The sequence below is a fragment of the Ruegeria sp. BC7 genome, assembly GCF_056539165.1.
Map to the genome: position 1 here is coordinate 621309 of NZ_JBQFUL010000002.1, position 24122 is coordinate 645430.

27 protein-coding genes are annotated in these 24122 nt (G+C 58.9%); 9 read left to right on the top strand and 18 right to left on the bottom strand.

Going from position 1 to position 24122, the window contains the following annotated elements:
- The first annotated feature begins 31 nt into the window (after positions 1–31).
- The 4 genes from ACR0KS_RS08090 (at position 32) to ACR0KS_RS08105 (ending at position 3898) form a co-directional block, all read left to right on the top strand.
- On the top strand, positions 32–1117 hold the full coding sequence (locus tag ACR0KS_RS08090) for an ABC transporter ATP-binding protein (protein ID WP_170413533.1): 1086 nt from the start codon (positions 32–34) through the stop codon (positions 1115–1117).
- A gap of 121 nt (positions 1118–1238) precedes the next feature.
- Positions 1239–2021: a 5'/3'-nucleotidase SurE gene (gene surE, locus ACR0KS_RS08095; protein WP_170382967.1), complete on the top strand. Its 783-nt coding sequence runs from the start codon at positions 1239–1241 to the stop codon at positions 2019–2021.
- On the top strand, positions 2018–2668 hold the full coding sequence (locus ACR0KS_RS08100; protein WP_170567021.1) for a protein-L-isoaspartate(D-aspartate) O-methyltransferase: 651 nt from the start codon (positions 2018–2020) through the stop codon (positions 2666–2668). Before surE ends, ACR0KS_RS08100 begins: the two co-directional genes overlap by 4 nt.
- Before the next feature lie 63 nt (positions 2669–2731).
- On the top strand, positions 2732–3898 hold the full coding sequence (locus tag ACR0KS_RS08105) for a peptidoglycan DD-metalloendopeptidase family protein (RefSeq protein ID WP_170567019.1): 1167 nt from the start codon (positions 2732–2734) through the stop codon (positions 3896–3898).
- A 60-nt stretch (positions 3899–3958) separates the two neighbouring features.
- Here ACR0KS_RS08105 and ACR0KS_RS08110 read toward each other — a convergent pair whose 3' ends face one another.
- Together ACR0KS_RS08110 and ACR0KS_RS08115 are read right to left on the bottom strand one after the other, a co-directional pair.
- Positions 3959–4630: a helix-turn-helix transcriptional regulator gene (locus tag ACR0KS_RS08110; RefSeq protein ID WP_170567017.1), complete on the bottom strand. Its 672-nt coding sequence runs from the start codon at positions 4628–4630 to the stop codon at positions 3959–3961.
- Between the two features lie 21 nt (positions 4631–4651).
- Positions 4652–4957, bottom strand: coding sequence for a hypothetical protein (locus ACR0KS_RS08115; protein ID WP_170481616.1), 306 nt, complete (start codon positions 4955–4957; stop codon positions 4652–4654).
- A 219-nt stretch (positions 4958–5176) separates the two neighbouring features.
- Here ACR0KS_RS08115 and ACR0KS_RS08120 point away from each other — a divergent pair, with 219 nt between their 5' ends.
- The 4 genes from ACR0KS_RS08120 to ACR0KS_RS08135 all read left to right on the top strand — a co-directional run bounded on the left by ACR0KS_RS08120 (position 5177) and on the right by ACR0KS_RS08135 (position 7690).
- A complete protein-coding gene (locus tag ACR0KS_RS08120; protein WP_039531114.1) occupies positions 5177–5392 on the top strand; it encodes a twin-arginine translocase TatA/TatE family subunit in 216 nt (71 codons plus the stop codon).
- A gap of 6 nt (positions 5393–5398) precedes the next feature.
- A complete protein-coding gene (tatB, locus tag ACR0KS_RS08125) occupies positions 5399–5857 on the top strand; it encodes a Sec-independent protein translocase protein TatB (protein WP_170382977.1) in 459 nt (152 codons plus the stop codon).
- Positions 5854–6729, top strand: coding sequence for a twin-arginine translocase subunit TatC (gene tatC, locus ACR0KS_RS08130; protein ID WP_170567015.1), 876 nt, complete (start codon positions 5854–5856; stop codon positions 6727–6729). The genes tatB and tatC overlap by 4 nt, the downstream gene beginning before the upstream one ends.
- Before the next feature lie 118 nt (positions 6730–6847).
- Complete coding sequence (locus tag ACR0KS_RS08135; protein WP_170567013.1) at positions 6848–7690, top strand: ATP-binding protein; 843 nt, start codon at positions 6848–6850, stop codon at positions 7688–7690.
- Between the two features lie 62 nt (positions 7691–7752).
- Here ACR0KS_RS08135 and ACR0KS_RS08140 read toward each other — a convergent pair whose 3' ends face one another.
- The 10 genes from ACR0KS_RS08140 to alr all read right to left on the bottom strand — a co-directional run bounded on the left by ACR0KS_RS08140 (position 7753) and on the right by alr (position 17351).
- Positions 7753–8397, bottom strand: a complete 645-nt coding sequence (locus ACR0KS_RS08140; protein ID WP_170481625.1) for an SDR family NAD(P)-dependent oxidoreductase — start codon at positions 8395–8397, stop codon at positions 7753–7755.
- A gap of 42 nt (positions 8398–8439) precedes the next feature.
- Entirely contained in the window at positions 8440–8688 is a 249-nt protein-coding gene (locus ACR0KS_RS08145) for a hypothetical protein (RefSeq protein ID WP_170382986.1), read from the bottom strand.
- A gap of 268 nt (positions 8689–8956) precedes the next feature.
- On the bottom strand, positions 8957–10480 hold the full coding sequence (gene purF / locus ACR0KS_RS08150; RefSeq protein WP_170551584.1) for an amidophosphoribosyltransferase: 1524 nt from the start codon (positions 10478–10480) through the stop codon (positions 8957–8959).
- 625 nt (positions 10481–11105) lie between these two features.
- Positions 11106–11723, bottom strand: a complete 618-nt coding sequence (locus ACR0KS_RS08155; protein ID WP_170481632.1) for a CvpA family protein — start codon at positions 11721–11723, stop codon at positions 11106–11108.
- A gap of 41 nt (positions 11724–11764) precedes the next feature.
- Positions 11765–13129 carry a DNA repair protein RadA gene (gene radA / locus ACR0KS_RS08160; RefSeq protein WP_170567096.1) on the bottom strand — a complete coding sequence of 455 codons (1365 nt, stop codon included), beginning with the start codon at positions 13127–13129 and terminating at the stop codon, positions 11765–11767.
- A gap of 120 nt (positions 13130–13249) precedes the next feature.
- Positions 13250–14032, bottom strand: a complete 783-nt coding sequence (locus ACR0KS_RS08165; RefSeq protein ID WP_170413505.1) for a DNA repair protein — start codon at positions 14030–14032, stop codon at positions 13250–13252.
- A gap of 148 nt (positions 14033–14180) precedes the next feature.
- The gene (locus ACR0KS_RS08170; protein ID WP_170382999.1) at positions 14181–14633 is read right to left on the bottom strand and encodes a paraquat-inducible protein A; all 453 of its coding nucleotides are present in this window, start codon (positions 14631–14633) and stop codon (positions 14181–14183) included.
- 161 nt (positions 14634–14794) lie between these two features.
- Positions 14795–15541: an ATP-binding cassette domain-containing protein gene (locus tag ACR0KS_RS08175; protein ID WP_170567011.1), complete on the bottom strand. Its 747-nt coding sequence runs from the start codon at positions 15539–15541 to the stop codon at positions 14795–14797.
- Positions 15538–16320 (bottom strand): MlaE family ABC transporter permease, encoded by a 783-nt coding sequence (locus ACR0KS_RS08180; protein WP_170383005.1) that lies wholly within the window; start codon positions 16318–16320, stop codon positions 15538–15540. Before ACR0KS_RS08180 ends, ACR0KS_RS08175 begins: the two co-directional genes overlap by 4 nt.
- Positions 16317–17351, bottom strand: coding sequence for an alanine racemase (gene alr, locus ACR0KS_RS08185; RefSeq protein WP_170567009.1), 1035 nt, complete (start codon positions 17349–17351; stop codon positions 16317–16319). Before alr ends, ACR0KS_RS08180 begins: the two co-directional genes overlap by 4 nt.
- 229 nt (positions 17352–17580) lie before the next feature.
- On the opposite strand from alr, the gene ACR0KS_RS08190 reads away from it, so the two are divergent.
- The gene (locus ACR0KS_RS08190; RefSeq protein WP_170567007.1) at positions 17581–18120 is read left to right on the top strand and encodes a GNAT family N-acetyltransferase; all 540 of its coding nucleotides are present in this window, start codon (positions 17581–17583) and stop codon (positions 18118–18120) included.
- Between the two features lies 1 nt (position 18121).
- Here ACR0KS_RS08190 and ACR0KS_RS08195 read toward each other — a convergent pair whose 3' ends face one another.
- The 6 genes from ACR0KS_RS08195 to ACR0KS_RS08220 form a co-directional block, all read right to left on the bottom strand.
- The gene (locus tag ACR0KS_RS08195) at positions 18122–19612 is read right to left on the bottom strand and encodes a replicative DNA helicase (RefSeq protein WP_170567006.1); all 1491 of its coding nucleotides are present in this window, start codon (positions 19610–19612) and stop codon (positions 18122–18124) included.
- 239 nt (positions 19613–19851) lie between these two features.
- Positions 19852–20529 (bottom strand): orotate phosphoribosyltransferase, encoded by a 678-nt coding sequence (locus ACR0KS_RS08200; RefSeq protein ID WP_170481649.1) that lies wholly within the window; start codon positions 20527–20529, stop codon positions 19852–19854.
- Between the two features lie 144 nt (positions 20530–20673).
- Positions 20674–21855 (bottom strand): ammonium transporter, encoded by a 1182-nt coding sequence (locus ACR0KS_RS08205; protein WP_170567004.1) that lies wholly within the window; start codon positions 21853–21855, stop codon positions 20674–20676.
- Between the two features lie 160 nt (positions 21856–22015).
- Positions 22016–22483: a CinA family protein gene (locus ACR0KS_RS08210; RefSeq protein WP_170567002.1), complete on the bottom strand. Its 468-nt coding sequence runs from the start codon at positions 22481–22483 to the stop codon at positions 22016–22018.
- Positions 22480–22977: a phosphatidylglycerophosphatase A family protein gene (locus ACR0KS_RS08215; protein ID WP_170567000.1), complete on the bottom strand. Its 498-nt coding sequence runs from the start codon at positions 22975–22977 to the stop codon at positions 22480–22482. The genes ACR0KS_RS08210 and ACR0KS_RS08215 overlap by 4 nt, the downstream gene beginning before the upstream one ends.
- Positions 22974–24104 (bottom strand): bifunctional 2-C-methyl-D-erythritol 4-phosphate cytidylyltransferase/2-C-methyl-D-erythritol 2,4-cyclodiphosphate synthase, encoded by a 1131-nt coding sequence (locus ACR0KS_RS08220; protein ID WP_170566998.1) that lies wholly within the window; start codon positions 24102–24104, stop codon positions 22974–22976. The genes ACR0KS_RS08215 and ACR0KS_RS08220 overlap by 4 nt, the downstream gene beginning before the upstream one ends.
- Positions 24105–24122 lie beyond the last annotated feature (18 nt).

Below are 24122 nucleotides of genomic sequence, written 5' to 3' on the forward strand. Positions count from 1 at the left end.
TTTTGATCGGGAAAGGCAACGGGGTCCATCGGTGACAGTAGACGCAACTCCTCCACGGCTGGAAATCCGCAACCTGATCGCGCGGTATGAGGGGCGGGTTGTTGTGGATGACGTGTCTTTGACTGTGCAAGCGGGGCAGGTGACTTGCCTGCTGGGGCCATCGGGATGCGGCAAGTCGACGACGCTGCGCATGATTGCCGGGGTCGAGATGCAAGAATCCGGCGAGATTTACGTCGATGGAAAGCTGATTTGCGATACAGTTTTTCGGGTGCCCCCGGAACGTCGTGAAATCGGGCTTATGTTTCAAGACTTTGCGTTGTTCCCACATCTAAGCGTGGCGGATAATGTGGCTTTTGGGTTGAAGGGTCACAGAGACGAAAAACGCACGCGGGTGGAAGAACTTCTGCGCAAAGTTGATTTGATGCGGTTCATGGATAGTTATCCGCATCACCTGTCAGGCGGCGAGCAGCAGCGGGTAGCGCTTGCGCGGGCCTTGGCGCCGCGCCCTCGGATCATGCTGATGGACGAGCCTTTTTCGGGCCTCGACAACCGCCTTCGCGACGGTATCCGCGACGAGACGCTCGCGATCCTCAAAGAAGAGGACGCGGCCGTCGTTCTGGTTACGCATGAACCGGAAGAAGCGATGCGCATGGCCGACGAAATCGCGCTGATGCGCAGAGGCAAGATTGTTCAGCAAGGTGCGCCGTACAACGTCTATACCCGCCCTGCGGACAAGGCGGCAGTTGCTTTCTTTAGTGATGTCAATGTGTTGAACGCGCAAGTTAATGGGGCTTTGGCCGACACTCCGTTTGGCCAGTTTCTTGCGCCGGGCGTACCGGATGGCACGAATGTCGAGATCGTATTCCGGCCTCAACACCTGCGGCTGGATTTTGACCGCAATGGCAAAGGTCCACTTCCAACGGCGACTGACGGCGTCGCGGCCCGAGGTGTGGTCGAGCGCGCACGGTTTCTTGGCAACGAGAGTTTGGTCGAATTTCGGATGGATCACGACGGGTCGATCCTCAAGGCGACGGTGCCCAATGTTTTTGTGCCAAATCCGGGGCGGGTCATGTGGTTGACGGTTCGTCGTGACCGCTGTTTTGTTTTTCCAAAATAGAACCTGACTTTGCAGTTTTGACACAAGTGGTGCGCGAAAGCCTCAGAATGGGGGTGCGGTTCGCTTGCCGCCGCGCGGGGGCAGGTCTATCAAGGGAAAAACGCAGGGACGGATGGGGCATATGCGTATTCTTCTGACCAACGATGACGGAATTAATGCTCCGGGGCTGATCGCTCTTGAGGCGATTGCCGCAGAGCTTGCCGGGCCAGAAGGTGAGGTCTGGGTTGTTGCGCCTGCGTTTGAACAATCAGGCGTTGGTCATTGCATAAGCTACACGCATCCGATGATGGTGGCCAAGCTGGGCGAACGTCGATTTGCAGCCGAGGGCTCTCCGGCTGATTGCGTGCTTGCTGGTCTGCATGATGTGATGAAGGATGCGCCGCCTGATCTGGTTTTGTCGGGGGTGAACCGTGGGAATAACTCGGCTGAAAACACGCTTTATTCCGGAACGGTCGGTGGCGCGATGGAGGCGGCGTTGCAGGGTATCCCCGCCATCGCGTTGTCCCAGTATTTTGGCCCGCGCAACCTTGGGTTGGACGATCCCTTTGAAACGGCAACCCGGTATGGGGCTGATCTTGTGCGCAAAATTCTGGATGCGTCGCCAGCAGAGCAGGGCGACTATCGACTGTTTTATAACGTGAACTTCCCGCCCGTTCCTGCGGACGAAGTGCTGGGCACCCGGATTGCGCCACAGGGGTTCCGTCGGGATACTCATTTCTCGGTCGAACCGCATAGCTCTCCGTCGGGGCGGCGCTTTTTGTGGATCAAGGGGGGCTATCAGCACAACCCAACAGCGCCGGGGACGGATGCAGCGGTGAACTTGGCCGGGTATATTTCGGTGACACCGATGCGGGCGGACCTGACGGCGCATGACGCGGTGGAGGCGCTGAAGGTAATCGAATGACCGGACCAAGCGCAGAAACCACCATGCAGTTCCTGTTTGCCCTGCGTTCGCGCGGGGTGACTGATGCGCGCGTTCTCGCCGCGATGGAGCAGATCGACCGGGGGCAATTCGTCAAGGGACTATTCGCCAAACGCGCCTATGAGGACACGCCGCTGCCGATTGCCTGTGGCCAGACAATCAGCCAGCCTTCGGTCGTTGGGCTGATGACGCAGGCGCTGGAGGTTCGGCCACGGGACACGGTTCTGGAGATTGGGACCGGCTCTGGTTACCAAGCGGCGATCCTGTCGAAACTGGCGCGCCGGGTCTATACAGTCGAGCGCCATAAGCGTCTGGTGAGGGAAACGGGTCAGCTTTTCCGAGACCTCGGACTGACCAATGTGACGGCCATGCTGTCTGACGGGTCTTTTGGCCTGCCCGAGCAGGCTCCGTTTGATCGTATTATTGTGACGGCCGCCGCCGAAGACCCGCCGGGGCCGCTCTTGGCGCAGCTCAAAATCGGCGGTATCATGGTTTTGCCGGTGGGGCAGTCGGATGCGGTTCAGACGTTGATCCGCGTGCGGCGAACCGAGGCCGGTCTGGACTATGACGAATTGTTGCCCGTTCGTTTCGTACCCCTGTTAGAGGGGCTGGGAAAAGAAGGGGCGTAAAGGAATATTCTGCAATATGCACCGGAACCCCGGCCAACAGGGGCAGGTGTTGAGGACAGTAAAATGAGAGCAGTTTCCAAATCAGCGATACGCCGCTGCGCACCAGGGGTCGCGGCCCTGGCAATCTTGGCCGGGTGTGAAGGCCCGCTGGACTATGATCTGCGCGGGCAGGTCGGTGGATTTTCGACCACCGACGCCGCGCAATCCGCGACCACGAACCGACCGGCGCCAGACACGCGGGGCGTTATCACGTACCCGACCTATCAGGTCGCCATAGCGCGCCGTGGTGACACGGTGAGGGACGTGGCCGCTCGGGTCGGCCTGCCTGAGGGCGAGCTTGCCACCTTCAACGGCCTCAAGCCGACTGACACTCTGCGTGATGGCGAAGTTGTCGCTCTGCCGCGGGCGGTGGGTGCGGCGAGCACAGTGGATATAGCCACGATTGCCGGAACCGCGATTGACGACGCGCCGACGGACGGGTCTGTTCGGACCTCTACTCTGGAACCTGCGCAACCTGCGGCGGCTCCTGCTCCGGCGCCAACGCCTGCGGGTCCGGAACCGATCCGGCATAAGGTCAAACGGGGTGAAACCGCCTTTACGATCTCACGGCTTTATGACGTGCCGGTGGACGCCCTTGCCGACTGGAACGGTTTGGATTCGGACTTTACCGTGCGCGAGGGGCAGTTCTTGCTGATCCCAATCAAAAGCCAGCCTGCGCCGCAACAGACAAGCCAACCTGCAACCAATGTCACGCAGCCGGGGCAGGGGTCACCGACACCGACGCCGCCGAGTGCCACTCAGCCGTTGCCGGATGAAGTTATCGCCCCTGCTGAGCCCGCGCCTGACGTCACAGCCGAGGCACCGACGAACCAAAGCAATTCCGTATTGGGAATGCCTGTCACCGGAACGATTATTCGCGCTTACAAGAAAGGTAAGAACGAAGGGATTGATATTGCCGCAGCGCCGGGTGCGTCCGTGAAGGCGGCCGAGGCTGGAACGGTGGCGGCCATTACAGCCGACGCGGATCAGGTGCCGATCATCGTTGTAAAGCACAAGAACGATTTGCTGACCGTTTATGCCAATGTCGAAAAAATCACGGTGAAAAAAGGTGATCGCGTTCGCCGGGGCGAGAAAATCGCGTCCTTGCGCGGCGGCGACAATGCTTATGTCCATTTCGAGGTTCGCAAAGGGTTTGAAGCCGTCGATCCGGAACCTTACTTGAAGCAATAGGGATGGTCCGTTCCGGACCATGCCTCCGGCGGGGATATTTTTAGCCAGATGAAGCGCGGATCACGCGTGTGGATCGAAGTCGCTGAGCCTTTTGCCGGGTTCGTCGGCGAAGATCTCTGGCAGTGGGTGGACAGATTCGATTAGGTCTACGCGGAAGACGCGGAAGCCTTTTCGTAATTCGCACCATGCCGTCAGGGTCCAGACGCGGCCCCAATATTCCATATGGAGCGGGCGGACGGTGCGGTCCGTCAACACGCCGTCGATGCGGCGGTAGGCCAGGTGTAGTTTTTGGCGTGACTTAATAGCGGACCGGATCGGTGCCATATGCGCCAGCCCGCGCGCGGCATCGGCAAAGGGATAGACGGCGAATTTCCAGGTGTCGGCCTCGGCCACGACCTGTGTCGGCAGCACTGCGTCGATCTTGTCGGCCAGCGTTTCGGCGGCGGCTTTCAGATCCGGGTCGGCGGCTTCGGCTACGATTGCCATGCCGAGGTTCAGCGCCTCAAGCTCGGCCGGGGTCAGGTTCAGAGGAGGCAGGGTGATCTGTTCACGCACCATGTAGCCCACGCCGCGCTCGCCTTCGACCGGAACGCCCGAGGCGACCAGCGTATCCATGTCGCGATAGATCGTGCGGACCGACACCTCGAGCCGATCCGCGATATCCTGCGCGCGGTGCAGTTTGCCGTCGCGCAGGATCTGGATGATGTCGAACAGGCGGTCAGTGCGGCGCATGACACGCCGTTCCGACCGCGATCAGGCGGTCATGTTCCATAGCACGTTCTCATGACGCATCTGGATGCTTTCCGGGTTGATCGCAGCCATCAGATCCGCGCAGAAATCCTGTTGCGGGAATTGCGCGGCGGCGTCTTTGGCCGCCTTCATATCCGTCCAGACCACGTAGTCGGTCCAGCGGCCATCCTCGCCCTGGCTCAGGTGGCGGTGGGTGAAGCCGGGCGCAGACCGGACAAAGCCTTCGGAGGCCTGGCTGAGTTTTACAAACTCTGCCGGAGTGGTGCCATTGGCGAGGCTGAAGGTGACGATTTCTGCAACATGGGTCATTTGAGTCTCCGTTGACCAGGTTTCGATGGTCTGTACCTAGCCACTATCAACTGACATAAACCTGGCAGTTGAGAATTGCGAGTCTCAAAAAACCGCGTATGGCGGTCAATTTTGGCGCCCAAATAGCAAGGTCTCACTTTTGCGAGCCGGGATCCGGGCGTAGACACAAACTCAGATCACATTCCCGACGCAGTGCGTCGATGTACAAGGAGATATGACATGCTCAACAATATCGGTCTTCCCGGTCTTCTACTGATTGCTGTCGTGGTGCTGGTGCTGTTTGGCCGCGGCAAGATCAGCTCGCTCATGGGTGAGGTGGGCAAGGGCATCACCTCGTTCAAAAAGGGCGTCAAAGAAGGCGCGGATGAGTTGGAACAGGACGCGTCCGAGCTGGCCAAGGACGTCACGCCCGAGACTGACAAAGACAAGGCATAAGACCAGATGTTTGATCTGGGCTGGACCGAGCTTCTGGTCATTGGCATCGTGGCCCTGATCGTTGTGGGGCCAAAGGACCTGCCTGTGCTGTTCCGCAATGTTGGCCGCTGGGTCGGCAAAGCGCGTGGTATGGCGCGTGAATTCAGCAGTGCGATGAACGAGGCTGCGGATCAGGCCGGTGTCAATGAAATCAAGAAGGGGCTGAACGCGGCGACCAATCCGGTTGGCACGGCCATGGACGGCGTGAAAGAAGCCGCGCAGGAAATGGCCAAGAGCATGGATCCGACCAAGTTCGACCCTGACAGTGAAACCGGCAAGCTGGCGGCTGAACGGGCGGAACAGGCGAAGAAGATTCAGGCCTCGACTGCGCGTGCTGCGGCCGAACGCAAGGCTAGGGAAGCAGCCGAAGCTCTGGCCAAGGCGGAAGAAGCCGAAGCCGCGCTGAACACCGAAAGCAAGACATGACCAAGACCGACGAGATCGAGGACAGCTCGGCCCCATTGATCGAGCATCTGGCGGAGTTGCGCACGCGGCTCATTCACTGCGTCGTGGCGTTTCTGATCGGGATGATCATCTGCTTTACGGTGGCCACGCCTCTTTTTAACTTCCTGACGCGCCCGTTATGCGATGTTCTGGCCGAACGCGGGCAGGATTGCGGGTTGATCTTCATCTCGCCGCAGGAAGGGTTCTTTGTGGCCATCAAGGTCTCGCTTCTGGGCGGGTTCATTCTGGCCTTTCCCTATATCGGGATGCAGATGTGGCGGTTTGTGGCCCCTGGGCTGTATAAATCGGAAAAGAACGCGTTCCTGCCGTTCATGCTGGCCTCGCCCTTCATGTTCCTTCTGGGTGCCAGCTTTGCCTTCTACGTGGTCACACCGCTGGCCTATGACTTCTTCCTTGGCTTCCAGCAGTTCGGGGCCGAAGGTGAGGCCGTGACCGAAGGCGCAACCGCCGCCCCGCTGAGCGTGGTGTTCCAAGGCTCGGCGCAGGAATATCTGAACCTGACGATCAAGTTCATCGTGGCCTTTGGCCTGTGCTTTCAACTTCCGGTTCTGCTGACGCTGATGGGCAAGGCGGGGCTGGTGACGGCCGAAGGTCTGGGCTCGGTCCGCAAATACGCCGTGGTCGCCATTCTGGTGCTGGCGGCGTTGGTGACACCGCCTGACGTGATCACTCAGGTCATCTTGTTTGTGGTGGTCTACGGGCTTTACGAGATATCGATCTTCCTCGTCGCCCGCGTCGAGAAAAAGCGCGAGGAACAGTTGCGTGCCGATGGCTACTACGATGACGAAGAAGAGGCGGATGCCGAGATCATTCGCGAAGAAGACGGTAAATAACCGCTCTTTGAACTGAAAATAAGGCGCGCTACCGGTTGGCGCGCCTTTTTCCTTTCTGGACCTTGTTGCGCAAGCCGGAACATGGTTTGAAACCGCGACGACAAGACCGGAGGCCCCCATGGACGACCAAGCCCTGAACCGCATCGCTGACGCTCTGGAGCGGATGGCCCCTGCACCCTTGGCCGCGCCGGATTTCAGCGCGGCTCCGGCCTTTGTCTGGCACGTGGAACCCGATCGGCTTGAGCCTGTGACCAAGGTCAACCGGGTTGATCTGGATCTGCTTGTTGGGATCAACCGGTCCCGCGATACACTGCTGGACAACACCCGGCGCTTTGCAACAGGTTTCAAAGCCAACAACGCACTTCTGTGGGGCGCGCGGGGGATGGGTAAATCCAGCCTCGTCAAGGCCGTCCACGGTGCCCTGCAATCCGACCACCCCAACTTGAAACTGGTGGAACTCCAGCGCGAGGATATGGGCTCGGTCGCGCGCCTGCTGAACCACCTGCGGGCCGCCCCGCACCGGTTCATCCTTTTCTGCGACGACTTGTCCTTCAGCCATGATGACCAGCACTACAAATCGCTCAAGGCGGTGCTGGATGGTGGTATAGAAGGCCGCCCGGAAAACGTCGTCTTCTACGCCACCTCGAACCGCCGCCACCTGATGCCGCGGGACATGATTGAAAACGAACGCTCCAGCGCCATCAACCCGTCTGAAGCCGTGGAAGAAAAGGTCTCGCTCTCAGATCGGTTTGGGCTGTGGCTGGGTTTTCACCCCTGCGATCAGGACGAGTACCTGGCAATGATCAACCAGTACTGTGCCGCTTACAGTGTGACCGTAGACCCCGAAACGCTGCGTGCCGAGGCAATCGAATGGCAGGCTACGCGCGGTGCACGCTCGGGCCGGGTGGCATGGCAGTTCTTTGTCGATCTGGCGGGGCGAAACGGAACCCATATCGGGTAATCCGCCCGCTTCATCTGGCTAAAAATATCCCCGCCGGAGGCATGGCCCGGAACGGGCCATCCCTAAAGCAAGGCTAGAATCCGCGCGGCTTCGTCTGCTGTGGAGGTCAGCGCATCGCGATCTTCTCCGGGATGGAATCTGGCGCGAACGGCAGTCGGCATAGGTGCGGGTTCAACGATTGACACACGCGGTCCGGTGCGTTCGGTCTCTGCGGCCCAACTGCGCGCTAAGGCGATCTGGGCCGCCTTGGTCGCGCCATAAATGCCATAGAATTTCTGACCTGCCTTTGGATCATCGAAAAACACGGCATGTCCAGTTTCACCCAGCAAAGGTGCCACGTATGGGATCAGAATGGACGTCGCCGTTGCGTTGATGCTTGCGGCCTTTGTCCACTCTTTGGGATCCACAAAGTGAACGGGCGTCAGGGCCGAGGTGTGGACAGCGGTATGTATCCACAAATCCACCTTGCCCCAGCGGTCATGGATGCCCCTGCACAGGGTCGCCATCGCGTTGGGATCGGCAATATCCATAGGGGCCAGCGTCGCTGATCCGCCTTTGGCCTGAATGCGGTCGTCCAGTTCTTCAAGCCCGCCGGTGGTGCGGGCAACGGCAACGATGTGGTGTTCGGGCGCCAGTGCCTCGGCAAGGGCCGCGCCCAACCCACGAGACGCCCCGGTGACAAGAGCTATTTTGGTCTGATCGGTCATGCACGCGGTTTGAACCTCTGCGCGCAAGGCGTCAAGACAGGATTAGCTGCCGGGTATCGCGATCCGCTTGGTTTGGCCGCTTTGTCGCAGCATGACACCTTCAGCATCGATTGCGACTACAGTGCCCGAGGAGACACGGCTGCCCAGTTTGACTTCTTTCACGCGACCCGAAGACAAACGCACCAGCGCCCGCATATCGGTTTTCGGGCCAAAGACCCCAAGCAGGGAAACAGAGTTTTTCTTCAACGCGCCCTTCTGCGTGGCAGCGCTTGTGACGGTGGCGTTTGACATGAACTGCGGCCGGGGCACACGGCCCCAGCCCCTTGTGTTGAGTAGTTGGTGGCAGGGGGCTATCAAACGCGCGACCGGAACAAAAGGTGTGGTCGGCGGGCCGTTCCGTCACATGATATGACAGCCCGGCGAACCCATTGCGAACGCGTTTCCTTCGCCAGAGGGTTGTGCGCGGAAATCGACCAATCCGTCAGCGGACGAACATAAAAAATGGCCCGGTCGCCTAAGCAATCCGGGCCATTTTCGTAACTGATTCGCGATGTGGGGCTTAACCAGAGGCCAGCTTTGCCGCGTTCCACGACCCGCCGGGCACCTGCATGTCCTCACGCTTTTTGCTGACCCGAGTGCTGTTTTCCAGCGTGTCCAAATAGTCTTTGCTGACGCTGCCGGTGATATATTTCCCGTCAAAGCATGAACAGTCGAATGCTTCGATCTCGGGGTTGCCTTCCTTGGCCGCCCAGATCAGGTCGTCGAGATGTTGGTAGAACAGGGCGTCTGCACCCAGCTCTTGCCGAATTTCCTCGATCTCTTTTCCGTTGGCGATCAATTCATGCTTGGTGGGCATGTCGATCCCATAGACGTTGGGGTACTTCACCGGAGGCGAGGCGCTGGCGATATAGACCTTTTTCGCACCAGCCTCACGGCACATCTGGACGATCTTCTTGATCGTATTGCCGCGCACGATCGAGTCGTCGATCAGCAGTACATTATGCCCATCGAATTCCAGCGGTACGGCGTTCAGCTTGCGGCGCACGGATTTTTGGCGCTCTTCCTGACCGGGCATGATGAAGGTACGACCGACATAACGGTTCTTCACCAAACCTTCGCGATACGGAATGCCGGTGATCTTGGCAGCCTCAAGCGCGACAGGGCGGGCGCTGTCAGGGACCGGGATGATCCGGTCAATCTCAAGCCCAGAATCCTGAATCTGCTTGGCCAGAGTTTGCCCCATGCGCATCTGAGTCTTGTAGACAGATACGCCGTCCAGCAGCGAATCCGGACGCGCAAGGTACACGTATTCAAAGATACACGGCGTCAGCTTGCCTTCGACGGCCTGGAATTCGTGCATGTTGCCATCAAGGTCGATCAGGATCGCTTCGCCCGGGCGAAGGTCACGCATCTTGTTGAACCCGTTGATACCAAAAGCCACGTCTTCCGAGGCAAAGGCATAGTCGTCGCCGTCACCTTCGGTCTCGCGGATCGCGACAGACAGGGGGCGGATGCCATGAGGGTCCCGAAACGCCAACATCCCGACGCCTGCGATCAGGCAAATGACGGAATAAGCACCCTGCACACGCTCCATCGTCATCTTCACACCGGCAAAGATGTTTCGGATCGGATCGGCGTTGCCGTTGACCTTGATCGCGTCAGCAACCTTGTCGGCCATCACGTTTAAAAGGATTTCCGAATCCGAAGTGGTGCGAAGATGGCGGCTGTATTTACCCGTGACCTTTTCGCGCTGTTGCGCGGTGTTGGTGATATTGCCGTTGTGAACCAAGTAGATCCCGTAGGGCGCGTTCACGAAAAACGGCTGTGCTTCCGCCGCGCTGAGTGACCCGGCTGTCGGATAGCGGACGTGGCCGATGCCAACTTTCCCCATCAGCGTTTCGGCGTCCTTGGAGTTGAACACATCTTTGACCAGACCGTTGGCCTTTTTCTCGCGAAAGAATTCTCCGGTATATGTGACGATCCCCGAGGCGTCCTGACCCCGGTGCTGCAACATCAGCAGCCCGTCATAGATTTCCGCAAACACATCATGCGTTCTGCTTGCGATCCCCAAAATCCCACACATGTACGGGCTCCAATTTCTATGACGTTTTGATTTGCGACGAGGGTTGGAACATTCGCATGTTAGCATCTGTGCGCCGGGCGGCTCGTCCGGGCGACGAGTCGTACGCGCCATCGTTGTAAAGGGCAGGCGCGAAAAAAGACAGATACAGCAAGATCGGTGGCTCCGATTCCATGTCAGTTCGGCACTCACATAATGCCTATCGCTGCCGGTGTCATCAAAGGATCACACTTGCGATTTGACGCAGGTGGATTTTGCCACAATGCGCGTGAAAAGGTGTCATGGGGTGCGGCTTGTGCTGTCAATTCGATAAAAATGATTGTTTGATAATGCAAATTTTTTAGAGAGTTTCAGGCATGTGGCAGCACAAACAAGGGCAAAAGAAGGAGGAACCGGCTAGGCGCCGGTGTCACCGCTGTCGCGGCATGGGGCGCGCGCCTTGTCAGATATGCAACGGGGCCGGTGAGATCGTTAAAAGTCGCGATGTTTTCGGGAAGCCAATTTTGAGCCGCTGCGACGGCTGCTTCGGTCTAAAGAGCATCCGCTGCACCGTGTGCGCGGGTGAAGGGTTCATCTGAATTTGCCATAATAGCCGAAGAAAAAAGCCCGGCTTTCACCGGGCTTTCGTCTATTCGGTTGTGGCCGGGGCCGTTGTGTCTTCGGTCGGTGCAGAACCTTCGACCGGTGCGGCGCTGTCGGTGCAGCTTGCTACCAGTTCTTCGTATTGCTGTGTCACCCAACCAAGGGCTGCCTCGGGATTTTGTTCCTCGATCTTGTCGCTGAATTGCTCAAATACTTTCGCCGAACGGCTTTCGTCGACGATAGTATAAGACTGGCCTGTCATGACCGTGTCGTAGACAAAGAACGCGATGGCAACCAGAAGAAGCCCTCGCGCGATGCCGAAAAAGAAGCCAAGAGCCTGATCCAGCCCACCCAGCGCCGAGCGTTGCACGACCGACGAGAACAGCGGGGCAAAGATACTGACCACAATCAGAGCAACTGCAAATACAGCGGCAAAACCGGTAATCACCGACAGTTCGCAACTGTCGCGCAGGAAGTCCCCGACCACTGGAATTTCTTTCACCAGCGGTACGACTTGTGGCGCGAAAATAAAGGCGACAACGGCGGCTGCGACCCAACCCGCAATCGCCAAAACCTCACGCAAAAGGCCGCGCGAATAGGCCAGCAGACCTGACACCACGACGATCAGGGCTACCACCCCGTCAATAATTGTAAAACCTTCCATGGCCCTCGCCTGTATTTTTTTCAGCCTCTTAAGGCGTTACCTTAACCTGCTCCGAAGGTTTCGCCAACAAACCCAACCAAATCAGAGGGTCGGGTGAGTGTCAGACCTGCCACAGTACCCGTTTTACCACCCGCCGGAGCTATGGCAGATGTGAAACCAAGTTTTTGGGCTTCTTTCAACCTATTTTCGGTTTGAGGTGCCGGTCTAAGTGCCCCGGATAATGAGATTTCTCCGAATACGACTGTATCTGCAGGCAAGGCAGAGTCCTCGCGCGCGCTGAGCAACGCGGCAGCGACTGCAAGGTCGGCGGCGGGTTCGCTGACTTTCAGGCCACCGGCCACGTTGAGGTAAACGTCAAGCCCGGTGAAGGGCACGCCGCACCGCGCTTCAAGCACCGCCAGGATCATGGCCAACCGTCCGCTGTCCCAACCCACTACGGTACGGCGCGGCTGAGAATGTGGGGAAGGCGCGACAAGTGCCTGTAATTCAACCAGAACCGGTCGCGTGCCCTCGATACCTGCAAAAACAGCCGAACCGGGGCTGGGGGCGCCGCGTTCGGACAGGAACAAGGCCGAGGGGTTGGTGACCTGCGCAAGTCCTTTTCCAGTCATCTCGAACACGCCAATCTCATCGGCAGGGCCAAAACGGTTCTTGACCGCGCGCAGGATGCGGAACTGGTGGCCGCGCTCGCCCTCAAAATACAGCACCGTATCGACCATGTGTTCGACGACCCGCGGACCCGCGATTTGACCCTCTTTGGTGACATGGCCGACCATGATGATCGAGATGCCGTGTCGTTTCGCAAACGTGGTCAATTCATGCGCTGCGGCCCTTACTTGTGACACCGAGCCGGGGGCGCTGTCTACGTTGTCTGCCCACATGGTCTGAATCGAGTCGATAATGGCAAGGCCGGGCTTTTCAGCCTCGAGCGTGGTCAGGATGTTGCGCAGGTTTGTTTCAGCGGCCAGTTGCACCGGTGCGTCTTCAAGCCCCAAACGACGCGCGCGCATCCGTACCTGTGCGCTGGCTTCCTCGCCGGACACATAGATGGTTTTGACACCAGCACGCGAGAAGCGGGCGGCGGCCTGCAGCAGCAGAGTGGATTTGCCGATGCCGGGGTCTCCGCCCACCAGCAAGGCCGAGGCGGGTACAAGTCCACCACCCAGAACGCGGTCCAGTTCATCAACCCCGCAAAGCGTGCGGGGCGGGGGTGTTTCCTCGGTCGACAGGTCCGTGAGTGCGATTGGCTGGCCACGTTTGCCGCCGAGGGATTTTTTTGCAGGGCCAGCCGAAAGGGGGACATCCTGCGCAATCGTGTTCCATTCGCCGCAACTGTCGCACCGCCCGGACCAGCGGGAATGGGTGGCACCACAGGCCGAACAGGAAAAAGAAGTCGTCTTCGCCATGCCGCCCTTGGTGCCCGAGAACGGTCGGTTCTTCAAGCCCTTAAGGGCTTTCCTCACCGACGGTGGCGCGCTGCGTCCTCAGACCCTATGGGTCATCGTCCGCAGCGGGCGCTGACGCGCCTATTCCGCAGCACGCGGTGGCGACATCGCAATAACGCTGGATTCCGAGGTCTCGCGCTCTTCGAGCGGCGCCTGCAACTGTGCGGACAGTTCCGGCAGAAGCTCGAACAACTCATCGCGCAGCCTTGCGAGTTGGGACTTGGCGATGGATTCCTCAATCTCGATATCGCGTGTCCACTGTCGCAGTTCCTGCTGGATGGTCTGGGCGTCGCCGATCCGCTGCTGGAATTGCTCAATCTCTTCCTGACGCTGTTGCAGGAACATACGCGCACGCGAAACTTTGGCGTCGCCGTAGGTTTCGGCCAGTTCGTGACTGATCTGGCTCATTTGTGCGGCCAGTTCCAGGATTTCAGGCTCCAGCGATTGCAGGTCTGGGTGGTGGCGCAGAAAGGCCATCCGTTCCTTGACCGCATCGAATTCCGAGGACAGCAGAAAGGTATTTCCGCGATCCGCAGCGTGGGCCAGTTGATATGCGTAGGAAATGTCCTGCATGTTCAAAGCAAATTTTCGATGAGCGTTTTCCAGCGCCATCATGCGGGCGTTTGCAGGCAGATAGAACGCCAGCATAAGAATCAGGACGGTCAATCCAATTTGAATGAACATACCCGCATCGACATACGTGCCCGAGCCGAACGCGGCTTGCATGGACAACCACGGAAGCACGCCAAGCGCAGATAAAAGCGTGGTCGCAACAGATAAAAGCGCCGCAGCGCATATTAGGAAAAAAGTAAGTCTTAAAAAGGCATTCTGAAATTGCAAAGTGATATTATGGAGGGCGGTCATGACAGACGAACTCCTTCTCAAACCGGCACAAATCAGGTCAGAGCGGAGGACAATTAACACACACAGATTGATCCGCTGCGGACCTGAAACTACTAATTGTTGCTGCTCGAAATATTAAGATGATAGCCAGATGAAGGTTTTCAATCAATCAGGTCTGAGCTTTTCGTGAATTGGATGTCATTTCCGTAATGTATCCCAGCGCGATTGAGGCCAGAATACAGGCTGTAAAAAGGTAAAGCCCCCACGCAGTTTCGATGGTGGCATAGGAGATGCCCTTGGCCAGCGTGATGTAAAGCGCGATCAGAAAAATGTCGGCCATCGCCAGCTTGCCCATAATATTCAGCGCGGGTTGAACGCGGGCGTCCAGCAGGTCCCACTGCACCAGCGCGGTGCCGATCGTCTTGATGTAGGGCGCGAACAAGGCAAAGACGGTGACGATCAGCGCGAGGAAGATGTCAGATTTCCACAGGGACTGCAGGCCGGTGATCACGCTGATCTCGCTGAGGCCGAAGATCGGCAGAAGCCCCGCGCGCATCAGTGGGGCGAACCACGCGATGGGGTAGAGGATCAGCAGCGAGAGGGTGGCGAGGCGAAGGGTCATTGGCAAGTCCAGATTGAGCATCTGAACATCTATGGGGCAGAAAAACAGGCTGCAAGTTTTTCGTCGTCCCTACAAATGACGATTCAAGTGCTTACGATACATCTGTGCTTGGAATATGTACCACCAAGACTTTGGAATGGCGGATCCCATAAAGGGACCAGCTACCGCACCGCCTCAATCGGCCCCTCGGCACTGCCGCTGATGAACTGCTCCACGTAAGGATCACCCGAGGCATCCATTTGCCCAACGGGACCAGTCCATTGGATGACGCCTCCGTGCAGCATGGCGACGTTGTCGGCAATCGCGCGGACGGAACTCATGTCGTGGGTGATGGTCATCGCGGTGGCACCCATCTCGGTCACGATCTCGCGGATCAGGTCGTTGATGACGCCGGACATGATCGGGTCCAGACCGGTGGTGGGCTCGTCAAAGAAAATGATCTCGGGCTCGGCGGCAATGGCGCGGGCGAGGCCCACTCGTTTCTGCATCCCGCCGGACAGCTCAGACGGGAACCGGTCCGCCACGTCGGATTTCAGACCTACGCGGCGCAGTTTCTCAATCGCAATCTCGCGTGCATATTCTGGTGGACGTTTTAACGGGCCGCGCAACAGGCGGAAGGCCACGTTTTGCCAGACAGGGAGCGAGTCAAACAACGCCGCACCTTGAAACAGCATCCCGAACCGCGCCAGAAACGCATCGCGGTCACCTTTGGTCGCGTCCTTGCCGTCAACATAGATCATGCCGTTGTCGGGCTTGATCAGGCCAAGAATGCATTTCAGCGCCACGGACTTGCCGGTGCCGGATCCGCCGATGATGACCATCGAGGTGCCCTTGGGAATCTCAAGGCTCATACCGTGCAGAACCTGATTGGTGCCAAAGGCTTTGTGTACATTGTCCATCCTGATCATACCGAGAAGAACACCCCTGTCAGAATGAAGTTTGCGGCCAGAATCATGATTGCGGCGGATTCGACCGAGGACTTGGTCGCCCGACCGACGCCTTGCGCGCCGCGTCCTGAATTCATGCCGTAGTAGCAGCCCATGATCGCCGCGATCAGGCCAAACGCCGCCCCTTTGACCAGCGATGAGACGATGTCGCGCGTTTCAAGGAAATTGACCGTGTTTTGCAGATAGGTCGCGGCGTTGAAGCCCAGATTCTCGGTCGCGACAACGTACCCTCCGGCGATGCCAATGATATCCCCGATGCCCACCAGCAGGGGCACGGTGATCAGCGCGGCCAAAACGCGGGGCGCTGTTAGGTATTTCATCGGGTGGGTCGACAGTGTCACCAACGCGTCGATCTGCTCGGTGACTTTCATGGTCGCAATTTCAGCCGCGATGGACGAGGTTACACGGGCGGCGATCATCAGACCGACCAGAACCGGGCCAAGCTCGCGCACCATGCCAATCGCAACGATCTGCGGCACCACGGCCTCGGCGTTGAACCGCGCGCCACCTGCATAGATTTGCAGCGCCAGCGCACCGCCGGTGAAGATGGCCGTCAGGCCAACAACGGGCAGAGACAGCCATCCGATATTCATAAGTGCCACGGCAAATTCGCGCGGGTAATAAGGTGGCCGGAATATGTGCGAGATCGCATCCACGGTAAACAGGGCCACCTTGCCAAAGGTCGCAAGCAAGGTCAGCACTGCGCGACCAAGACCGCCCAGCAAGTCCAGCGCGCTCATTCCACGTAGCCTCGGGAATATCGCGCGCCCAGCGATGTAAGAATTTCATATCCGATGGTGCCGGCGGCCTCGGCCAGATCATCGACGGTCTGGTGACCATTCAGGATGCGCAGACGCTCGGGGTCTTTGGGCAAATCGGTGACATCGACGGTAATAAGATCCATCGAAATACGCCCAACGACGGGGCAGGGCTGACCACCTGAAAAGGCGTCGATCCCGCCGCCGATTGCCCTGTGCAACCCATCCGCATAACCTGCGGCGACGGTTGCAATGCGCGACGGTCGCCGGGCTGTCCAGGTGTTGCCATAGCCGACCGTCTCTCCGACTTCCAGTTCGCGTACCTGTATGACCGGCAAGTCTACGGTCACCACCGGTTTCGCGTCAGCAAATGGCAACCCGCCATACAGACCGATACCCGGGCGGCAAAAGTCAAAGTGGAATTCGGGGCCAAGCAGCGTTCCGCCAGTGGCCGCCAGCGAGCGCGGCGCGGAAATTCCATCAGTCATCTCGCGGAAGCTGCGCAATTGTTGCTGGTTCATGGGGTGGTCAGGCTCGTCCGAGCATGCCAGATGCGACATGACAACAAGCGGTTTCAGGGGTTCAACCCTGGGGCGCAGTTCCGCCCAGTCCGCCGGTTCAAGGCCCAGGCGGTTCATACCGCTGTCCAGTTGAACCCCGAACGCCTGATCGGGCAGGGCTTCGATGTGGCGCTGGAACTGTTCGGGCGAATTGATCAAGGGTGTCAGGTCATGGTCGCGCAACAGGTCGGTGTCGCCTTCCATATGGCCCGAAAACACGCCGATCATTGGCACAGGCCCGACCGCCTGCCGGACGGCGGCCCCTTCTTCCGCTGCTGCCACAAAGAACTTGCGCACGCCTTCCTCGGCCAGCGTTGCCGAAACAGGCTCGGCCCCAAGGCCATAAGCGTCGGCCTTGACCACTGCGCCGGTCTCGACATTGGTTTTCGCGTCGAGCGCCTGCCAGTTGCTGGCCAGCGCATGAAGATTGATCGTCAAACGTGCGGTACTCATGGCTCTGTTCATGACATTGGATCGCGGCAGGTCAAGGGGGTACGCGCCGATAATTACCTCGATTGAACGGAACGTGGGCGGCATGTGGCCTGTATTTTGAAGTAGGCGCACCAATTTGCCGGTCGGGTTTTCATTTTTACGGGTGCCCTATTGTGTTTAACCTGTGATCAACAGCCGTCTGCCCGGGGAATCGTTCACCTGGGTTACGGCCACAGGAAAGAGAGCGAACATGATTGAATTCACGTCGGGATACGCTGGTTTCGAGGCGCAAATACCATCGTTTTATGGGGAAGTTTTTACCGCCTCCGAAGGGGCCGCCGAAGGTCAGGCTCTGACGTCGTTGGTACAGGACTTAATGGCGACACGCGACGACGATCTGCGCTGCTATCTGGCACACGATGTTGAAGTTCTTTTGGGATGCATTTTGTTTTCGCGCCTGTTTTACGATGAAGACCCGCGCAACGTCGTTTTGATGTCGCCGGTCGCCGTAAAAACCGATCGCCAGAAAGCGGGGATCGGGCAGAAGCTAATCCGTTTTGCGCTGGATGACCTAAAGGAGCAAGGCGTTGATTTCGCAATAACTTACGGTGATCCCGCTTACTACGGCAAAACAGGATTCAAGCCGATGACTGAAGATTTTGCCCGTCCGCCCCAAAAGCTGAGCCAACCACAGGGATGGATTGGGCAGTCGCTGACCGGGGGCGATGCGGCCCCTCTCTCGGGTCCGTCGCGCTGCGTTCCTGCATTTGACAAACCCGAGCTGTGGTAGGTCAGTAGCCCTCGATCTGGCCGTCCTGCTGCCAGGGTTTGACCAGATTTCCGAAACGGGTGAACTGCGCCTCAAACGACAGTTCGACGGTACCGATGGGACCATGTCGCTGCTTGCCGACAATGACCTCGGCCTTGCCGTGCAGACGCTCCATCGCCTGTTTCCACTCTTCCATCTTTTCCAGCTCGTGATCGCCGGGCTTTTCGCGTTCTTTGTAGTATTCCTCGCGGAACACGAACATCACCACGTCGGCGTCCTGCTCGATCGAGCCTGATTCCCGCAGGTCGGACAGTTGCGGGCGCTTGTCGTCGCGGCTTTCCACCTGACGCGAGAGCTGAGACAGCGCGATGACCGGGATGTTGAGTTCCTTGGCGATGGCCTTCATGCCCATCGAAATCTCGGCAATCTCGTTGACGCGGTTGTCGGACATACCCCGGCACAGCTGCAAATAGTCGATCACCAAAAGGTCCAGCCCATGCGTCCGTTTCAACCGCCGCGCGCGGGCGGCGAGTTGTGAGATCGGCAGGGCCGGGGTGTCGTCGATGAACAGCGGGCAGGCTTCCAGTTCTTTCGCGGCATCCACGAAACGGCGGAATTCTGATTCCGTCATGTCGCCCTGACGGATTTTGTGGCTGGAAATCTCGGACGCTTCGGCCAGAATCCGGCCCGCCAACTGCTCGGCGCTCATTTCGAGCGAGAAGAACCCGACCACGCCGCCGTCAACCGCCCCTTCGGATCCGTCCGATTTGGTGCCGCGCTTATATGCCTTGGCCACGTTGAACGCCACGTTGGTCGCCAATGAGGTTTTCCCCATCGACGGACGCCCGGCCAGAATGATCAGGTCCGACGGGTGCAACCCGCCAAGCTGTTTGTCCAAATCGGCCAGACCGGTGGAAATCCCCGCCATGCCACCGCCGCGCTGGTACGCTTCGTTGGTGACGTTGACGGCTTCTGTGACCGCCTTGAGGAAGGATTGAAATCCCTGTTCGGTCTGGCCCTGCTCGGATAACTGATAAAGCTGTTGTTCGGCCTCGACGATTTGTTCTTTTGGCTCGCTTGAGACATCAACCCGTGCCGCCTTGTCCGAGATGTCACGGCCCAGCCGGATCAACTCGCGCCGGATGGCGAGGTCATAGATCATCTGGGCGTAATCATGCACCGCGAACGCACTGATCGAGGCACCGGCCAGTTTGACCAGATAGGCCGGACCACCCAGTTCCTTCAGGCCCTCATCCTCGGCCATGAAGGATTTCAGCGTCACAGGCGAGGCCAGCGCATTCTTGGCGATGCGATTGGCCGCGACTTCGTAGATGCGGGCATGAACTGGGTCATAGAAATGCTCGGCCCCGATGATCGAGGCCACCCGGTCATACAGGTCATTATTCGTCAGGATCGCGCCCAGAAGCTGCTGCTCGGCCTCGATAGAGTGCGGCATGGTTTCGGCGTTCTGAATTTGCGCCGCTGCCTGCTCGATACTGCTTATCTCGTTCATTTTGTCCCCGCTGCCCGTGCGACAGTTCTAATCAATCCGGCACCGACAGGGCCATCTGTAAATCTCTGAAGATAAGTCGCGTATAACTCTGCTTCAGCTTGGGATAAGTTTGGACAACTTTGCCAAAGAACACCGCGCGGCGCAACATTTAGTGCGACGCCATGTTCACGACACTAGATGCAAGTGCTCTGGGGGCGATTCTGTGGCGAGTTACCCCCAGCTTATACACAGGTGGTTTTTTAGCTCTTGTGGGCTTCCTGCCATCCACGCGGGTCATTCAGGAAAGCCTCGACCCCATCAAGTGTCTCTGCATCAAAGGCTTTCTGCGCCTTGGCTTCGGCCAGAACATCCCACCAGGTGCACAGGTGGTGCAGTTGCACGCCGTGGTCGCCCAGCGTCTTTTCCGTCTCGGGGAAGATGCCGTAGTAGAAGATCACCGCCGTATGCCCGCAGGTCGCGCCGGTGTCGCGGATCGCATCCACAAACGACAGCTTTGATCCGCCATCGGTGGTCAGGTCTTCGACCAGCAGCACGCGCTCGCCCTCGCTCATCGCACCCTCAATGCGCGCGTTGCGGCCGTACCCTTTGGGCTTTTTCCGAACATAGGTCATCGGCAGGGCCATGCGTTCAGCAACCATCGCGGCAAAGGGGATACCCGCGGTCTCACCACCGGCGATGTTGTCGAACGCCTCGAACCCCGCGTCGCGCATCACGGTGACGGTCAGGAAATCCATCAGGGTCGAACGAATGCGCGGGTATGAGATCAGCTTGCGGCAGTCGATATAGGTCGGGCTGGGTAGGCCCGAGGCCAGTGTAAACGGTTCACGCGAATTGAAGTGGACGGCCTTGATCTCCAGCAGCATCCGCGCGGTCAGGCGGGCGATTTCGGTGCTGTCGGGGTAGGAGCTGGGGATCATGATGCAAACCTCTGGGCTGAAAACAGGTTGCGGGCTGATAACGCGCCGCACCCCCCAGAGTCGAGAGGCCAGCCAAAAGAAAAGCGGACCCCGCAGATGCGAGGCCCGCCATGGTCCAAAACGGACCCGAGCGCCAAGGTGGGCTTAGCTGCTCATGTCATAGGCTCGTTCGCCGTGTACCGACAGGTCGAGGCCATTTGTTTCGGTCTCGGCGTCTACGCGAAGCGGTGTGATCAGCGCAACCACCTTGATCAGGGCAAAGGTGACAACTGCCGTAAAGACACCCACGATGACCAGCCCGCCCAGTTGTGCGGTCCACGCGCCAAGGCCGAATACGGCGATCATGATCGTGCCAAAGATGCCGCCGATGCCGTGAACGGCAAAGACATCCAGCGTGTCGTCGATTTTCAAAATGTTGCGGATGACGTTGACGGCCTCTTGGCAGAGTACGCCTGCGACGGCGCCAATGATCAGCGCCTGCACTGGATCGACATAGCCCGAAGCCGGGGTGATCGAGGCCAGACCCGCAATCGTACCGGTCACCAGACCGACCATCGAGGCTTTGCCGTACTTGATCCGCTCGTACAGCGCCCATGTCAGTGAGGCTGTCGCGGCCGAGATATGCGTCACGGTCATCGCCATCGCAGCACCGCCGTCAGCGGCCAGTTGCGACCCGCCGTTGAAGCCGAACCAGCCAACCCAAAGCATCGCGGCGCCAACCATCACAAATCCGGGGTTGTGCGGCGGAGTGGTACGATTCAGGCGAGGACCAAGCACAACAGCAATGATCAGCGCAGCCAGACCCGCAGTTTCATGCACCACGATGCCACCCGCAAAGTCGCGCACGCCGACCTCACCCAGAATTCCGCCGTCGGTCAGGATGCCGCCGCCCCAGATCCAATGTACCACGGGCGCATAGCACAGCAGCATCCACAGGCCCGAGAAGATCATAACGAAGCCAAAGCCCACACGTTCCACATAGGCACCGACGATCAGCGCGGGCGTGATGATGGCGAAAGTCATCTGGAAAGCAAAAAAGAGGACTTCCGGCAGGGTTCCCGACAAGCTGTCGGCGTCGACGCCGTTCAGAAAGGCTTTGCCCAGACCGCCCCAAAGCCCCGACCCGCTGTCGCCGAACGCGATCGAGTAGCCCGCGACGAGCCAAAGAATGCTCATCAGGCACGCAATGCTGAAACAGTGCATGAAGACACTCAGCACGTTGCGGGCGCGCACGAGGCCACCATAGAACAGGGCCAGGCCCGGAAGTGTCATGAAAAGGACCAGTGCCGTTGCAACTATGATCCAGGCGGTATCGGCTCCATTCATCAGCCGCTCTCCTCTTAAACTCGCGTAGCGGGCTTTGAAGCGGAGGGGAGGTGAGGAAAAAAGAGGCAGATAGCAAAAATCGTGCCTAAATTTGGTGCTTTTGCACAAATGGTGACTAAATGTGCGTGCAAAATAGAAGTTTGACTAAAAAATAGTCGATTTAGGAAATCGCCCTAGATAGCAGCTCAAGCGCGTGATCCCGCGCTGCCAGGCGCACTTTGGCGCGACCCAGTGCGCCGAATTCGACGGTTTCGACAAAGGTCGGCTGCCCGTCTGCGGCGACTCCGAAACATACACGTCCTTCTGGTTTGTGCTCTGATCCTCCGGGGCCAGCGATGCCGGTGATTGAGACGGCTAGTTTCGCCTCTGAGTGCTGCAATGCGCCCTCTGCCATTTCACGGGCGACCTGTTCCGAGACCGCACCATGAGCCTCCAACGTCTCGGCCCGAACGCCCAGCATCTGCTGCTTGGCCGTATTGGTGTAAGTGACAAAGCCGCGCTCGACCACGGCGGAACTGCCGGGGATGTCGGTCAGTGCGGCGGCCACCATACCCCCGGTACAGCTTTCGGCGGTGGCGATCATCACCCCTTGCGCGTTGGCGCGGTCGAGCAGGTCAGTCACGTTCATAGCCCCAGAACCCCATGCGCAAGCCCGGCCAGCAGTAACACGCCAATGGCGGCAAAGACCCCGGCGATGACGTCATCCAGCATCACACCCATCGCATCCCCCTTGCGGTCTGCCCATCCAACGGGGCCGGGTTTGGTGATGTCGAACAGTCGAAACAGCAGGAACCCGGCAATCCAGCCGGGCCAGAGTGCCGTGATCTCGATCCCATGTGCCCAAGACGGATAGGAAACCGCCCAAAGTGCGATGAACTGCCCGGCAACCTCGTCGATGACAATTTCGGACGGGTCGTGATCGTCTTGCCCCTCGGTCATTATGCGGGTCGCCCAAAGGCCGCCGAAGAAAGCTGCAATCGTGGCGATCACCAGCAAGGGAAAGCCGCCAAGCGTATGCAGAACCCACGCCAAGGGCAGGGCGGCCAGCGACCCCCACGTGCCCGGCGCGGGGCGCAGATAGCCTGCACCGCAGACCGTTCCGACCAGACGCGCAACATTCATGATTTCACCAGACACGCAGTGGCAAGCGAGGCGATCCCCTCACTTCGTCCCGTAAAGCCCAGCCGTTCCGACGTGGTCGCCTTGACCGAAACCTGATCGGCGCGAAGGCCCGTGATCCGCGCCATTTCCACGCGCATCGCTTCGGCGTGGGGGCCAATCTTGGGGTATTCGCAAACCAGGGTGCAATCCACGTTCGAGATCGCGTAGCCCATCGTCTCGGCCAGCTCGACCGCGTGACGCAGGAAAATTTCACTGGCGGCACCCTTCCATTGCGGGTCCGAGGGCGGAAAGTGCTGGCCAATGTCGCCTTGCGCCAGCGCGCCGTAGATCGCGTCAGTAACGGCGTGCATTCCGACATCCGCATCCGAGTGCCCCTGAAGGCCGCGATCATGCGGCACTTTCACACCACACAGGATCACATGATCCCCGTCGCCAAACCGATGCACATCATATCCGTTGCCCAGTCTTACATCCATATCCGTTCCCAATATGCGTTCCGCCCGGGCAAAATCCTCGGGCCGTGTTATTTTCAGATTGTCCGCATCACCCGGAACTATCGCCACGTCCAAACCCGCTGCGCGCGCGACCTCGACATCGTCTGCCGCGCCTCCGGGGTGGGTCGCGTGGGCTGAGACGATTGCGTCGTAGTGAAAGCCCTGAGGCGTTTGTGCGGCGAACAGCCCGGTGCGGTCCTGAGTTCCCGTTACAACGCGCCCATCACCGGTCCATAATGCATCCGTGATGGCAAGTCCCGGAGCGGCCGCGGGGGATGCCTTCAGCGCCGAAAGAACACTCTGAATAAGCCCGGTGGTCACGCATGGGCGCGCCACATCGTGGATCAGAACGTGTTTGATGTCCAAATCGGCCAGCGCGTCCAATCCGTTGCGCACGGACGCCGCTCTGTCTTGCCCACCTGCCGCGAGGATCAGGTTCGTTCCTTCAAATTCGCTCCAGGCGGATTGATCGTCCTCAGACAGTACGAGAACAATGTGATCGACCTGACCTTTAAAACGGTCAATCGTCCAATCCGCGACCCGTCGTCCTGCGAGAGGCTGCCATTGTTTCGGAGTACCCCCGCCCGCGCGCGTTCCGCGTCCTGCGGCGACGATAATGGCAGCGGTGATCATGGGGCGTTCCCTTTGGTG

Coding starts and splice junctions, on each gene's coding strand:
- surE (WP_170382967.1), top strand. CDS start 1,239: ATGCGTATTCTTCTGACCAACGATGACGGAATTAATGCTCCGGGGCTG.
- ACR0KS_RS08100 (WP_170567021.1), top strand. CDS start 2,018: ATGACCGGACCAAGCGCAGAAACCACCATGCAGTTCCTGTTTGCCCTG.
- ACR0KS_RS08105 (WP_170567019.1), top strand. CDS start 2,732: ATGAGAGCAGTTTCCAAATCAGCGATACGCCGCTGCGCACCAGGGGTC.
- ACR0KS_RS08110 (WP_170567017.1), bottom strand. CDS start 4,630: ATGCGCCGCACTGACCGCCTGTTCGACATCATCCAGATCCTGCGCGAC.
- ACR0KS_RS08115 (WP_170481616.1), bottom strand. CDS start 4,957: ATGACCCATGTTGCAGAAATCGTCACCTTCAGCCTCGCCAATGGCACC.
- ACR0KS_RS08120 (WP_039531114.1), top strand. CDS start 5,177: ATGCTCAACAATATCGGTCTTCCCGGTCTTCTACTGATTGCTGTCGTG.
- tatB (WP_170382977.1), top strand. CDS start 5,399: ATGTTTGATCTGGGCTGGACCGAGCTTCTGGTCATTGGCATCGTGGCC.
- tatC (WP_170567015.1), top strand. CDS start 5,854: ATGACCAAGACCGACGAGATCGAGGACAGCTCGGCCCCATTGATCGAG.
- ACR0KS_RS08135 (WP_170567013.1), top strand. CDS start 6,848: ATGGACGACCAAGCCCTGAACCGCATCGCTGACGCTCTGGAGCGGATG.
- ACR0KS_RS08140 (WP_170481625.1), bottom strand. CDS start 8,397: ATGACCGATCAGACCAAAATAGCTCTTGTCACCGGGGCGTCTCGTGGG.
- ACR0KS_RS08145 (WP_170382986.1), bottom strand. CDS start 8,688: ATGTCAAACGCCACCGTCACAAGCGCTGCCACGCAGAAGGGCGCGTTG.
- purF (WP_170551584.1), bottom strand. CDS start 10,480: ATGTGTGGGATTTTGGGGATCGCAAGCAGAACGCATGATGTGTTTGCG.
- ACR0KS_RS08155 (WP_170481632.1), bottom strand. CDS start 11,723: ATGGAAGGTTTTACAATTATTGACGGGGTGGTAGCCCTGATCGTCGTG.
- radA (WP_170567096.1), bottom strand. CDS start 13,129: ATGGCGAAGACGACTTCTTTTTCCTGTTCGGCCTGTGGTGCCACCCAT.
- ACR0KS_RS08165 (WP_170413505.1), bottom strand. CDS start 14,032: ATGACCGCCCTCCATAATATCACTTTGCAATTTCAGAATGCCTTTTTA.
- ACR0KS_RS08170 (WP_170382999.1), bottom strand. CDS start 14,633: ATGACCCTTCGCCTCGCCACCCTCTCGCTGCTGATCCTCTACCCCATC.
- ACR0KS_RS08175 (WP_170567011.1), bottom strand. CDS start 15,541: ATGATCAGGATGGACAATGTACACAAAGCCTTTGGCACCAATCAGGTT.
- ACR0KS_RS08180 (WP_170383005.1), bottom strand. CDS start 16,320: ATGAGCGCGCTGGACTTGCTGGGCGGTCTTGGTCGCGCAGTGCTGACC.
- alr (WP_170567009.1), bottom strand. CDS start 17,351: ATGAGTACCGCACGTTTGACGATCAATCTTCATGCGCTGGCCAGCAAC.
- ACR0KS_RS08190 (WP_170567007.1), top strand. CDS start 17,581: ATGATTGAATTCACGTCGGGATACGCTGGTTTCGAGGCGCAAATACCA.
- ACR0KS_RS08195 (WP_170567006.1), bottom strand. CDS start 19,612: ATGAACGAGATAAGCAGTATCGAGCAGGCAGCGGCGCAAATTCAGAAC.
- ACR0KS_RS08200 (WP_170481649.1), bottom strand. CDS start 20,529: ATGATCCCCAGCTCCTACCCCGACAGCACCGAAATCGCCCGCCTGACC.
- ACR0KS_RS08205 (WP_170567004.1), bottom strand. CDS start 21,855: ATGAATGGAGCCGATACCGCCTGGATCATAGTTGCAACGGCACTGGTC.
- ACR0KS_RS08210 (WP_170567002.1), bottom strand. CDS start 22,483: ATGAACGTGACTGACCTGCTCGACCGCGCCAACGCGCAAGGGGTGATG.
- ACR0KS_RS08215 (WP_170567000.1), bottom strand. CDS start 22,977: ATGAATGTTGCGCGTCTGGTCGGAACGGTCTGCGGTGCAGGCTATCTG.
- ACR0KS_RS08220 (WP_170566998.1), bottom strand. CDS start 24,104: ATGATCACCGCTGCCATTATCGTCGCCGCAGGACGCGGAACGCGCGCG.